General features: G+C 72.4%; 12 protein-coding genes. 6 read left to right on the top strand and 6 right to left on the bottom strand.

The annotated features are described in order from the left end of the window. Positions 1–172: 172 nt before the first annotated feature. Entirely contained in the window at positions 173–3,211 is a 3,039-nt protein-coding gene (locus ACZ6TB_RS30310; RefSeq protein WP_465559624.1) for an FtsX-like permease family protein, read from the top strand. Here ACZ6TB_RS30310 and ACZ6TB_RS30305 read toward each other — a convergent pair. Together ACZ6TB_RS30305 and ACZ6TB_RS30300 are read right to left on the bottom strand one after the other, a co-directional pair. Continuing rightward, positions 3,205–3,981, bottom strand: a complete 777-nt coding sequence (locus ACZ6TB_RS30305) for an SDR family NAD(P)-dependent oxidoreductase (protein ID WP_465559621.1) — start codon at positions 3,979–3,981, stop codon at positions 3,205–3,207. The two genes, ACZ6TB_RS30310 and ACZ6TB_RS30305, sit on opposite strands and share 7 nt — an antisense overlap. Positions 3,982–4,090: 109 nt before the next feature. Then, complete coding sequence (locus tag ACZ6TB_RS30300; RefSeq protein ID WP_465559619.1) at positions 4,091–4,273, bottom strand: antitoxin; 183 nt, start codon at positions 4,271–4,273, stop codon at positions 4,091–4,093. A gap of 389 nt (positions 4,274–4,662) precedes the next feature. Between ACZ6TB_RS30300 and ACZ6TB_RS30295 the strand changes: the two genes are divergently transcribed. The 5 genes from ACZ6TB_RS30295 (at position 4,663) to ACZ6TB_RS30275 (ending at position 7,163) form a co-directional block, all read left to right on the top strand. Next, positions 4,663–4,935 (top strand): DUF4235 domain-containing protein, encoded by a 273-nt coding sequence (locus ACZ6TB_RS30295; protein WP_465559616.1) that lies wholly within the window; start codon positions 4,663–4,665, stop codon positions 4,933–4,935. A gap of 25 nt (positions 4,936–4,960) precedes the next feature. Continuing rightward, positions 4,961–5,263 (top strand): hypothetical protein, encoded by a 303-nt coding sequence (locus ACZ6TB_RS30290; RefSeq protein WP_465559613.1) that lies wholly within the window; start codon positions 4,961–4,963, stop codon positions 5,261–5,263. A 137-nt stretch (positions 5,264–5,400) separates the two neighbouring features. Continuing rightward, the gene (locus ACZ6TB_RS30285) at positions 5,401–5,847 is read left to right on the top strand and encodes a DUF6766 family protein (protein WP_465560096.1); all 447 of its coding nucleotides are present in this window, start codon (positions 5,401–5,403) and stop codon (positions 5,845–5,847) included. 22 nt (positions 5,848–5,869) lie between these two features. After that, complete coding sequence (locus ACZ6TB_RS30280; protein WP_465559610.1) at positions 5,870–6,283, top strand: CBS domain-containing protein; 414 nt, start codon at positions 5,870–5,872, stop codon at positions 6,281–6,283. Between the two features lie 130 nt (positions 6,284–6,413). After that, on the top strand, positions 6,414–7,163 hold the full coding sequence (locus tag ACZ6TB_RS30275; RefSeq protein WP_465559607.1) for a DUF4142 domain-containing protein: 750 nt from the start codon (positions 6,414–6,416) through the stop codon (positions 7,161–7,163). On the opposite strand, the gene ACZ6TB_RS30270 is transcribed toward ACZ6TB_RS30275, so the two are convergent. From ACZ6TB_RS30270 to ACZ6TB_RS30255, 4 genes are read right to left on the bottom strand one after another with little or no spacing between them, the layout of a single operon-like run. Beyond that, positions 7,138–9,216, bottom strand: coding sequence for a beta-galactosidase (locus tag ACZ6TB_RS30270; RefSeq protein ID WP_465559604.1), 2,079 nt, complete (start codon positions 9,214–9,216; stop codon positions 7,138–7,140). The two genes, ACZ6TB_RS30275 and ACZ6TB_RS30270, sit on opposite strands and share 26 nt — an antisense overlap. 7 nt (positions 9,217–9,223) lie before the next feature. Then, positions 9,224–10,072 (bottom strand): carbohydrate ABC transporter permease, encoded by an 849-nt coding sequence (locus ACZ6TB_RS30265; RefSeq protein WP_465559602.1) that lies wholly within the window; start codon positions 10,070–10,072, stop codon positions 9,224–9,226. Beyond that, complete coding sequence (locus ACZ6TB_RS30260; RefSeq protein ID WP_465559599.1) at positions 10,069–10,908, bottom strand: carbohydrate ABC transporter permease; 840 nt, start codon at positions 10,906–10,908, stop codon at positions 10,069–10,071. Before ACZ6TB_RS30260 ends, ACZ6TB_RS30265 begins: the two co-directional genes overlap by 4 nt. Further along, on the bottom strand, positions 10,905–12,260 hold the full coding sequence (locus tag ACZ6TB_RS30255) for an extracellular solute-binding protein (RefSeq protein ID WP_465559596.1): 1,356 nt from the start codon (positions 12,258–12,260) through the stop codon (positions 10,905–10,907). The genes ACZ6TB_RS30260 and ACZ6TB_RS30255 overlap by 4 nt, the downstream gene beginning before the upstream one ends. Positions 12,261–12,312: the final 52 nt, after the last annotated feature.

Below are 12,312 nucleotides of genomic sequence, written 5' to 3'. Positions count from 1 at the left end.
TCGCTCGCGCGCTCTTTCCACCGCCGGCCGGCCCTGTCCGGCTTCGCGGCACTCGGCCACCGTGCTCGCCCGGAGGCCGGCCGATGATGTCGCTCGCGCGCTCTTTCCACCGCCGGCCGGCCCTGTCCGGCTTCGCGGCACTCGGCCACCGTGCTCGCCCGGAGGCCGGCCGATGATGTCGCTCGTTCTGGCCATGGTGTGGACCCGGCGCGGGCAGTCGGTGACCCTCGCGATGCTGGCGATGCTGGCGGTGGCCGCCGCGGTGGCGTCGCCCGCCTACCTGGCCGCCACCGAGCGGGCGGTCGCGGCGGGGCAGATCGCCACCGCCACGCCGGGGGAGCTCGGCATCGTGCTCAGCGGGGCGCGGGACGACCGGACCAAGGACACCAGCAACCCGGATTTCAGCAACGTCGGCTCGGCCCTCGTCGACCTGCCGGGGTTCGACTATCTGTACTCGGCCGAGTTCAAGGCGATCGGGATCGAGCCGGACACCACGGTCGCGTCGCGGGTGGTGTTCCGGCAGGACGCGTGCTCGCACCTGCGGATCGTGGCGGGGCGCTGCCTGATCGACGAAGGGGGCGTGGTGATCGGCGCCGGCACCGGGCGGCGGCTCGGGCTGGCGGCGGGGGATCCGATCACGCTGACGTTCGCGAAGTTCAACGACAAGCCGCGGGTGCCGTTCTACGAGGCGGACGGGGCGCCCAAGCGGCTGTACGTGGCGGGGATCTACACGGTGCCGGCGCCGGCCGACGTCTACTGGGGGACGCACGGGTACTTCACCGCGGCGCCGGGGCGCGGGCCGGGGGAGCCCGTTTTCACCAGCGCGTCGACGCTGGCCGTCTTCGACCACGGGCGCACCGAGCTGGCCATCGACGGGAACGCGGGGGCGGCCGCGCTCGACATCGACCGGCTGCCGCAGCTGCGGGCGGGGCTGCAGGAGCTCAAGGTGGAGTCGGCCAAGCTCGGGCCGTCGGTGCAGATCAACACGGACCTGCCGTTCCTGCTCGACCGCATCGACGACGGCCGGGGCAACGCGCGCCTGCTCGTGCCGGTGCTGGCCGTGCCGCTGGTGCTGCTGGCCTGCTTCAGCATTTTCCTGGCGGTCGGCTACGGCGCCCAGGGACGGCAGCCCGAGCTCGCGGTGGTCGCCCTGCGCGGCACCCGCTGGTGGACGCGGTGGTGGCTGGCGTCGGGCGAGAGCCTGGTCGCGATCCTGGCCGGCGCGGCGGCCGGGTGCATCGCCGGGCAACTGCTGGTCAACGCGGTCGCGGCGGTGCGATTTCCGGGTGTCGGCGTCGCCGCGGGCTGGTCCTCCCTGCGGTACGCCCCGATCGCCGCCCTGGCCGCGCTGGTGGCCGCGATCCTGGCCCAGCGCCGCCAGCTGACCAGCCCGGTCGCCGGTCTGTTGCGCCGCAACCCGGGTCCGCCCGGCGGAACGCGTGCCTTCGCGGTCGAGGCCCTCATCGTGGTGCTGGCCGTGGTCAGCGGCGTCCAGCTCGCGGTCTCCGGCGGCGCGCTCACCGGCGTGGCCCTGCTCGCCCCGGCGTTCCTCATCCTGGCCCTGGCCCTGGTGGCGGCCCGTGCCCTGCTTCCGGCCGTCACCCGCTACGCCTCCCGGTCGCTCGGCGCCGGCCGGCTCGGCTCGGCGCTGGCCGCCTTCCAGCTCTCCCGGCGTCCCGGCGCGCAACGGCTGTTCGCGCTGCTCGTGGCCACCGTCGCGGTCGCCGGGTACGCGGCCTGCGCCGTCGACGTGGCGGCGCGCGGGCGCGGCGTCCAGGCCGGGCTGGGGATCGGCGCCGACCGGGTGCTCGGCATCGACCCGCTGCATCGCAGCCGGCTGCTGCACGCCGTCGAGCAGGTCGACCCGGACGGCCGGTTCGCGATGGCCGCGGTCCGGATGCCGAGCGCCACCGCGGCCGAGCCGCCCGGCCTCGCCGTCGACACCCGCCGGCTGGCCGCCGTGGCGTCCTGGCCGGCCGGCGCGCCCGATGCGGGTGACGTCGCCGACCGGCTGCGCCCGCGGGCCGCCGATCCGGTCGTTCTCGCCGGGCAGGACGTGACGGTCGAGGCCACGGCGACCGGCATGGGCCGCGGCAAGGAACTGAAGCTGGTGGTCGCGGTCTCGTCGGTGGGCGACCTCGGCGACGTCCACATCGACTTCGGCACGCTGCGGGCCGGCCGCGCCACCTACCAGCAGCGGGTGCCGGCGTGCCGCCCGGGCTGCCGGCTCAACGGCATCGAGCTGGCCATCGCCACCAACGACAACGACGTCACCGGCCGCATCGTGATCAACGCGCTGGGGACGATCAACCCGGTCCGGCCGGCGCTGCCGGCGGCGCAACTGGCCGAGACGGGTCGCTGGCGGGTCGGCGCGCTCGGCGCGCTCGCGGCCGACCCCGCCGGCCTGCGCATCGACGTGAACGCGCCGGGCGGCATCCCGGACGGCCTCTGGGTGCGGCCGGCCGACGCGCCCGCGCCACTGCCGGCGGCGTACGCGGGAAGCCCGCCCTTCGAAAGCTCGATCACGGGGCTCGACGCCAAGCCGTTGCCGGTGACGCTCACCGACCGGCTGCCCGCCGTGCCGCGGCTGGGCACGCGCGCGGTCCTGGTCGACCTGGACTACGCCGACCGGGTGGCGCCGGACGCGTCGAACGCGCTCGACCCCCAGGTGTGGCTCAACGACCGGGCGCCCGCCGACATCCTCGACCGGCTCGCCGCGCAGGGCCTCACCGTCACCGACGACACCCGGTCGGCGCAGGTGCGGCGCAGCCTCGACCGGCAGGGGCCGGCGCTGTCGCTGTACTTCTACTTCCTGGCCGGGGCGCTCTCGGTGCTGCTCGGCGCGGGCGCGCTGGTGCTGGCCGCGGCCGTCGACCGCGCCCGCCGGGTGGAAGACCTGTCCGCGCTGCGGACGCAGGGGGTGCGCCGCGCGGTCACCGGCCGGGCGACCGTGTGGACCTACCCGGCGCTGGTCGCGATCGCGGCGGTGGTGGGGGTAGTGACCGCGCTGGCGGCGTGGGGGCTGACCGGGTGGGCGCTGCCGCTGGCCGGCCTCGACCCGCCCCGGCTGCCGCTGCCCGCCTGGCCCCGGGTCGCGGTCGTGGCCGGGACGGCGGCGGTCGTCCTCGCGCTGCTGGCCGCGGTGGCGGCGGCGACGGGCCGGGACCTGCACCGACGCATCGACCGGGGGCGCGGGCCCGGTCGTCAGTAGACCGTGTAGCCGCCGTCGATGACCAGCACCGAGCCGGTCACGAAGGCGGCGGCGGGCGAGCACAGGTAGACGACCGAAGGGGCGATCTCCTCCGGCATCGCGTACCGCTGCTGCGGGGCGTCCTCGATCCACATGCGGCGCAGCTCCGGGCGGTCCACGGGGGCCATCTCGGTCTTCACGTAGCCGGGGGCGACGGCGTTGACCCGGATGTTGTGCGGCGCCCACTCGGCGGCCAGCGATCGGGTCAGCTGGTGGACGGCGGCCTTCGAGGCGTTGTACGGCGCCTGGCACTGCGGCCGGTTGACGATCAGGCCCGAGATCGAGCCGATGTTGACGATCGCGCCGCCGCCGGTCTCGCGCAGGTGGCGCCCGGCCGCGAGGCTGACCTTCCACACCGCGCGCACGTTGAGGTCGAAGACCTGCTGCCACTCGTCGTCGGTGGCGTCCCAGGCCGGGTTGTGGAAGCACACGCCGGCGTTGTTCACCACGATGTCCAGGCCACCGAGCGCGTCGGCGGCCTCGTCCACCGCCCGCTGGGCCTCGTCGTCCACCGACACGTCGGCGCCGATCGCGTGCGCTCGCACGCCGGCCTCCGCGAGACGTTTCACGGCCGCCTCGTTCGCGTCGCCGTTACGCCCGACGAACGCGACCGTCGCGCCGCATTCGGCCAGTGCCCGCGCGAACGCGTACCCCAGTCCGCGGTTCCCCCCGGTGACCAGAGCCTTCTTGCCCTCCAGCGAGAACGCGGACAGCCCGCGCGGATAGCTCATGCCGTTCCTCCTTGTGAGCGCTGCCTGCGCACATCGGAGAACAAGGTCGGCATCGGCGTCAAGAGGCGACGGGCGCCTCGCTTGGTCGTGAGGCGCCCGGCCGTACGCGCTATTGCTGCTGGGTGTCGCCCTCGCCGGTGCGGCGCTGGGCCTCGTCCACGCCCTTGTCGATCTGACCCGAGTACTTGTTGCCGGTGCGGTCGTCGACCTGGTCGCCGGCCTTCTGCAGGCCCTCGTCGATCTGCTCGTCGTGCTTGTCGGCGAAGTCCTTCGCCTCATCCATGAAGCCCATGAGCACTCCTCCATAGTGGTTCGGGGCTGGTCGGCCCGGGGTTATGCGTGCCCGCCGGGCCGCGCCCGAAACCCGCCGGGATGACGCGGCGACGGTATTCACCCGGGCAAAGGGGGGCCGACGGGACACAAGGGGACGACGCCGGCGGGAGATCAGCCGGCTGGGCGGCGAGCGATCCGGGCGGGGCCGGCGGGCGGGGCCGGCGGGCGGGGCCGGCGGGCGGGGCCGGCGGGCGAGGACGGCGGGCGAGGACGGCGGGCAGCCGGCGATCGGGGTGGCGGGCGGTCGGGGTGAAGGAGGCCGGGCCTGACCTGGCGATCGTGCGGGTTTGGGACGTCGTGGCGCGGGCAACCCCTTCGGCAGGAGAGCGGCACGGAAGGACGACAGGCATGGCAGGCAAGGCAGTCAAGATCGCGTACAAGCCGGTGGGGCTGCTGCTCGGCGCCGGGGCCGGGGCGGTCGCCGGGCTGGTCTTCAAGCAGATCTGGAAGCTGGCGGGGCACGACGACGACGCGCCCGACGCCACCGACCGGGACCGCGGCTGGAGCGAGATCCTGCTGGCCGCGGCGTTGCAGGGCGCGATCTTCGCCCTGGTCAAGGCCGCCGTCGATCGGGCCGGCGCCACCGGCGTGGAGAAAGCCACCGGCCAGTGGCCGGGCTGAGAGCGACAAAGGGAGAGGAACCCCGATGAAGATTGTGAAGCTGGCCGCCGGGTTCGCCGTGGGCTACGTGCTCGGCGCCCGGGCGGGACGCGAGAAGTTCGAGCAGATCGCCGCCACCGCCCGGAAGCTCAACAACAGCTCGACGGCGGAGCAGGCGAAGGAAAAGGCCAAGACGGCGATCGGCAGCGCCACCGAGAAGCTCGGCGATGCCGCGCACAAGCAACCCGCGAGCGCCCGGAAGCGCCGCGAGCCGGTCGGCAGCGCGGCGGCCGCATCGCCCACCGGCAGCGCGGTGGCCGCATCGCCCACCGGCGACCCGCTGGCCTGACCCGGATCAGCCGCGGCAGCGTGAACTAGCCCGCGGCAGCGTGAACAAGCCCGCGGCGGCGTCACCCACAAGAGTGGCGCCGCCGCAGGTGTGAAGTCGGTGATCGCGGCACGGCCGCCGCCACCGTAGCGAACTGGCTGCTCACGGGCCTGCCCGCCATTTCCCTTGGTCGATACCTCACGTCGGCGAGCTTCGGCGTCGACGTCGCCGAGAACTGGCAGTCGGAATACCTCCAGTTCTTCCTCTACATCTTCTTCACGGTCTGGCTGCTGCAGAAGGGGTCGCCCGAGTCCAAGCCGCTCGGCCGGGCCGGGCGGGAAACCGAGAAGGAACAGCGGATTGGCCCGTACGCGGAGCCGAGCTCCCCGAAATGGGGGCGGGTCTTCCTCGCGTCGTGGCTGGCACAGGCGATCGCCGGGGTGGCCGCGTTCGGCGAGGAGCAGCCGGCGAATCGACAGGATCCGCCATTACCTCCGTCAGCGCGGCTCGTCGCAGTCGAAACCGGTCGGCGCCCCGCACCACGTCACCGGCGAGGAGGGCTGACCCCGCGCTTGACTCGTGCGCGACGGGGTATGCGGCGGTAAGACACCGAGAGGAGTGGTCCTGATGACCACCGCACGCGAAATCATGACCCCCGACGTGACCTGCGTGGGCGAGAACGAGACACTGGCCGACGCGGCGCGGAAGATGGCCGAGCTCGACGTCGGGTCGCTGCCCATCTGCGGCGAGGACAACCGGCTCAAGGGCATGCTCACCGACCGCGACATCGTCACCAAGGCGGTCGCCAAGGGACGCGACCCGCGCGACGTCAAGGCCGGCGAGCTGGCCCAGGGCAAGCCGATCACGATCGGGGCCGACGACGACACGTCCGAGGCACTGCGGACGATGGCCGAGCACAAGGTGCGCCGGCTGCCGGTGATCGACGGGCATCAACTCGTCGGGATCGTCGCGGTCGCCGACGTGGCCCGGGCCCTGCCGGACCGGCCGGTCGGTGACCTCATCGACGCGATCAGCAGCTGAGCATTGCCGGACGACCGAGCGCGGTGACGGACAGTAACCGTCGGAGTTAGCTCATGGTTTCCTTAACGAAGGCACAAATACCGGAATGTGCCTCCTAGACTGCCTCCCGTCCGAACACAGGGAGCATGTCTTGAGGCCACGCACCGGAATCATCGCCGCCGTAGCGCTGCTCGCCATCACGGCGACGCCGGTGGCGGCGCACGCGGCGGACAAGACCGATGCCGATTTCGTACGCCGCGTGCACCTCACGATCCTCGACCTGACCCCGGCCTCCGCGCTCGCCCGGGACAGCGCCGCGAGCGTGGCGGTCAAGACGCTCGCCGCCCAGGTCGGCACCCAGGCCGCCGAGCTGGAGAAGCTGGCCCGCAGCACCGCCACCGGCCTGAAGCTCACCCTGACGGCCGCCGATCAGCAATCGGCGCTGTCCACCCTGCGGCAGCACACCGGCGCCGCCTTCGACACCGAGTTCGTCAACTTCCTCTGGTCGGCGGACAGCGCCCTGCTCCCGATCGCGACGACCGTGAAGGCGACCACCGCCGACGCCGCCGTGCGGAAGCTGGCCGACCGCTCGGCCGCGATGGTCACCGGTCAGCTCGCGCTGCTGCAGAAGTCCGGCCTGCTGCACATGCCGCTGGTGCCGGTCGCGACGACCGCCGCCCCGGCCAGGCTGCCGGGCGGCGTGCCGAGGCACGAGACCTGGGTGGCCCAGGCCCGCTCGGGCGGCGGCTTCCTCTCGCCCACCTCGCGCGAGCGCCTCATCGTGCTGGTCGCCGCCCTGGGCGTCTCGACCGTCCTCACCTGGCGCCTGCTCACCCGGAACCGGAACCGCCGCCGCGTCCGCGTCTCCCCGGGCGTCACCGCGAGTCGCCCTCCTCGATGAGAACGCGCACGTCCCAGGCGGTCAGGTCGACGTCGGCGCCGGCCGGAACGGGCTTGCCGGTCAGCAGGTCGTGGCCGTCGTGCGGGACGGTGAGGCGGGTGGCCTCGAACGACCAGTTGTGCAGGAACCGCAGGCGGCGGCCGTCGGCGGTGGTGGCGGTCGTGGCGGTGACCGAGGCGGGCCGGCCGGACCAGGCGCGGGCGGAGGCGGGGGCGGCCCAGCGCAGAATCGCCTCGGCCAGGCGGAGGCCGGGCACGGTTCCGACGTACGTGATGCGCCCGCGCCCGGCCGCGTTGGTGGTGACGGCCGGCCACCGTCCGAAGTGGGGATGGCGGTAGGTGGCGAGGACGGTGGCGCCCTCGGCGTGCAGGCCGTCGATCCAGCGGGTGGCGGTCGCGTCCTCGGCGCCCGGGAGGTGATCCGGGTCGGCGGTGACGGCGATGGGCGTACGCAGATTGCTGAACTCGTCGTACCAGACGCCGGCCGCCGAGGCGAGCCGTGCCGGCATCCGGTCGGGACGGGCGCGCGCCTCCCGGTCGGCGTACCCGGTGCGCGGGCCCAGGACGAGGTGCCCGCCCGCCTCCGCGTAGGCACGAAGCCAGTCGAGCGTCGCGTCCTCGGTCAGGTAGAGCCCGGCCGCGACCAGCACCGGGAAGCGTTGCGCCGCCTCGGCCGCGGACGGCAGCCGCCCGGCGTGCAGTAGCCGCGCCTGGAGTCCGGCGTCGAACGCGCCGCGGTAGAACGGCTCGACCAGGCCCTGGTAGGCGCGCTCGTCGGGGGTGCCGTCGGGATGGGACAGGGCCGGGTACTTCTGCATGATCCAGCGGGTGGGCACGTCGATGACGACGGCGACGTCCGCGTCCGGCACGAGGCCGTCGAGCGCGTCGCCGGCCCGATGGAGCTCGGCGCCGAGCCGGGCGATCTCGCGGTAGGTGCGGCCGGGTGTCCCGCCGTGCGGCAGGATGCCGCCCCAGTACGTCTCGGTGCCGAACGGCAGCGTGTGCCAGTGCCAGTACCCGACCATCCGGGCGCCGCGGGCGATCAGCGCCCAGGCGGCCTGGCGCCACTGCCCGTCGTACGCGGGCCGGCTGTCCCAGGAGAAGCCGATGGACGACGCGTTGGTCTCGGTCACCAGGAACGGCGCCTGCTTCGACGAGTACATCCGGTCGGCGGTCAGGTAGAGGGACCAGACGCCGTCGGTGGTCCAGGTCTGGGCCGGGGTGCGGGCGTCGGGCAACGCCAGGCCGTCCTGCATGACGTAGTACGCGTTCCCGGCCGTGACGTCGAGCGGTCCGGTCACCGAGCTGTCGTCGACGGCCGGGCGGTCGTACGCGATGCAGGTGGTGATGAATTGCGCTGGCGACGCGTATTCCCGGACGATCGCCGCCTGCCACGCGATGAACTCGTCGGTCTGGCGCGCCTGGAACCGACGCCAGGCCAGCTCGTACTGCGGCTGCGCGTTGCCGTCCGGCCGCCACAGGTCGGCCCAGGTCGACAGCCGGTGTGACCAGTAGACCAGCCCCCACTCCTGGTTGAGGCGCTCGACCGTGCCGTAGGTCTCGCGCAGGTCGTCGGCGAAGCGCTGGAACACGCCCTCGTTGTGCAGCAGCTCGAGGCCGGGCTCGTTGTCGACCTGGAACCCGACGACGGCCGGATGTGCGGCGTAGCGCCCGGCCACGGCCCGGATGACCCGCTCGGCGTGGAAGCGGAACGCCGGATGGGTGAAGTCGACCTCCTGGCGGGCGCCCCACGGGATCCGCTGTCCCGTGCCCCGTTCACCGGCTATCTCCGGGTAAAGACGAAAGAGCCAGGGCGGAACGGCGTACGTCGGCGTGCCCAGAACGACCGAGATGCCACGGGCGTGCGCGCCGTCGAGCACCGGCTGGAGCCAGTCCAGCTCGAAGACGCCGTTCGACGGCTCCCAGGTCGACCAGACCGACTCGCCGACCCGGATGACCGTGAATCCGGCCGCCGCCATCAGGTCGAGGTCCTCGCGCAGCGAGGCGGACGGCCGGTACTCGTGGTAGTAGGCCGCACCGAACAGGACGGACATGGTTCTCCTATTCCTTGACCGCGCCGGCGGAGAGGCCGGACTGCCAGTAGCGCTGCAACAGGATGAAGGCCGCGATCAGCGGGACGACCGAGAGCAGGGAGCCGGTGACGACGCAGGCGAGCAGGTCGGCGTTCGCGCCGCTGCCGCCGACGGCCTGCGCCGACCACGAGCTCAGCCCGACGGTGATCGGGTAGTAGCTCGGGTCGTTGAGCATGATGAGCGGCAGGAAGTAGTTGTTCCAGGTCGCCACCAGGGTGAACAGCAGGACCGTGACGAAGCCGGGGCCGAGGCTGCGCAGCGTTACCCGGAAGAAGATGGTCAGCTCGCCGGCGCCGTCGATGCGGGCCGCCTCGAGCACGCTGTCGGAGACGGCGTCGCGGGCGTAGACCCACATGAGGAACAGGCCGAACGGGCTGACCAGCGACGGCAGGATGACCGCCCACGGCGTGTTGACCAGTCCCGCCTTGCTGAACAGCAGATAGGTCGGGATGGCCAGTGCCGTGGTCGGGACCATGATGGTGCCGAGCACGAGACCGAGCAGCGCGCCCCGGCCGCGGAAGGCGTAGCGGGCGAACCCGTAGCCGGCGAACGTGGCGAGCGCGGCCGCGCCGGCGGCGCTGACCGTGGCGTAGACCAGGGTGTTGGCCATCCAGCGGCCGTACTCGCCGTGGTTGTGGGTGAACGTCTCGCGGACGTTGGCGACCAGCGAGAAGTCGTGGGCGAACCAGAGGCCGAACGTCGAGAACAGGTCGCCGGTCGTCTTGGTGGCCGCGACGACGAGCCAGAAGAGCGGGAACAGGAAGTAGACGAGGACGGCGCCCATCCCGAGGGTCAGGGCGGTGCTGCGGCGGGTCATCGGCGGCCTCGGTTGGCGGTCAGCAGCACGGCGTAGGACACGACCAGGATCACGAAGCCGAGCAGGAACGAGACCGCGGCGGCGTAGTTCATCTGCTGCGAGGTGAAGGCGAGGCTGTAGGCGTACAGGTTGGGGGTGTAGGCGGAGTCGATGACGGTCGGCGCCAGGCGCTGGATGAGGTTGGGCTCGGCGAACAGCTGGAAGCTGCCGATGACCGAGAAGACCAGGCAGAGCAGGAGGGCGGGCCGCAGGGCGGGAAGCTTGATGTGCCAGGCCGTACGCCACGGGCCGGCCCCGTCGACGGCAGCCGCCTCGTACCGCTCGGCCGGCACGGTGCGCAGGGCGGCGTACAGGATGATCATGTTGTATCCGGCGAACTCCCAGGTGACGATGTTGCCGAGGGCGGGCAGCATCAAAGTGCCGGTGAGCAGGTCGACCCCGAAGCGGGAGAGCGGCCCGAAACTCGGCCCGTAGAGGTAGCCCCACATCAGCGCCGCCACCACGCTGGGTACCGCGTAGGGGACGAAGACGCCGAGCCGGAACAGCCTCGCCGCCCGCAACAGTCCACTGTCGATGGCCAGCGCGGCGCCGAGCGACACCAGCAGCATCACCGGCACCTGAAGGACGAAGAAGAGCCCGACCCGCTGGACTCCGTGCATGAGCTGCGGGTCGGTGAGCGCGTGCGTGTAGTTGGCGAGGCCGGCGAAGACCGTCCCGCCGATCAGCTGGTCCTTGAACAGGCTCAGGTAGCCCGCGTAGCCCAGCGGAAGCAGGAACAGCAGGACGAAGAAGACCAGGAACGGCGCGACGAAGACATAGCCGGCACGTTTGGTCATGACCCGGCGCTGACGGTGAAACCCTGATCCTTCGCGTACGTCGTGAGCCGTTGCTGCCACTGATCGGTGGCGCCGGCCGCGTCGCCCTTGCCGGCCAGCCCGGTGCCCACCGTCTCGGTCCAGTCCTTCACCGACTGGTCGAGGAACGGCGGCCACTGCCATCCACTGTCGACGGTGTCGCTGATGCCGGCGAACACGCCGTTGACCGCCTGGCCCCCGAAGAAGTCGTTCTTCTGCCCGGCGAACGCCGGATCGGCGAGCAGCGCCTTGGTGGCCGGGAAGAAGTTCTGCACGGTGTTGAACATCTTCGTGGTCTCGGGGTCGGTGTTGAGGAACTCGGCGAACTTCGCGGCCGCGATCGGGTTCTTGGCGCCCTGGACCACCGCCGTCGTCGAGCCGCCCCAGTTGCCCGAGACCGGCTTGGCCGGGTCCCACTGCGGCAGCGGCGCGGCTCGCCACTTGCCCGCGGTCGGCTTGGCGCTGCCGCCCAGGAACACCGGGGCCCAGGCCGCGGTCAGCCACGTCGCGTACTTGTCGTTGGTGAAGCCCTGAAACCAGTTGTCGGTGAAGTCGGGGTCGGTGGAGACCACGCCGTCCCGGGCCAGGCCGCCCCAGTAGTCGGCGACCTTCTTGGAGGCGGCGTCGTTCACGGCGAGCCCGACCGTCGAGCCGTTGACCGTGTAGGCCTTGGAGCCGGCCTGCCACATGAGCCCGTGCCAGCCGGCGGCCTCGTTGGCCGACATGTTGGTGAGGTAGATCTTCGGGTTGGCGGCGTGCAGCTTGCGGGCCGCCGCGGCGAACTGGTCCCAGGTCTTGGGCACCTCGATGCCGTACTTCTCGAACAGGTCGGCCCGGTAGAGCATGCCCATCGGCCCGGTGTCCTGCGGGTAGGCGAGGATCGCGCCGTCCGCGCCGGTCACCTGCGCCCAGGTCCAGTCGACGAACTTGGCCTTGTCCGCCTCGGCGCCGTAGGGCCGCAGGTCGACCAGGCTCTTGGTGATGGCGAAGGTCGGGATGTACTGGTACTCGATCTGCGCCAGGTCGGGCGCGCCGGAGCCGGCCTTCAAAGCGGTGCGGAGTTTCGTGTACGCCTCGGCGCCCTGCCCGGCGTTGACGACCTGCACCTTGATCGCCGGGTACTTCTTCTCGAACAGCGCCACCTCCTGCTCGATGTCCGGCACCCAGGTCCAGAACGTCAGGGTGGTCGGGGTGGTCATCGCCTTGTCGATGTCGGCCTGGGTGACCGGCGTCGCCGCCGCGGCCGTCTTCTCGGGGCCCGAGCACGCGGTCAGCGCGAGAATCGAGGCCGCCGCCGCGGCCAGGAGTCGCCAATGGGAAAATGGACGTGACATGGGGTGCTCCTCCGTGTCGGTCGGTCGCCGTTCGCCCGGGGTTCGCAGCCGG

Source organism: Actinoplanes sp. NPDC051537, from assembly GCF_055586105.1.
Note: the sequence above shows the minus strand (reverse complement) of the source record. Positions and strands in the feature narration are given on the sequence as shown.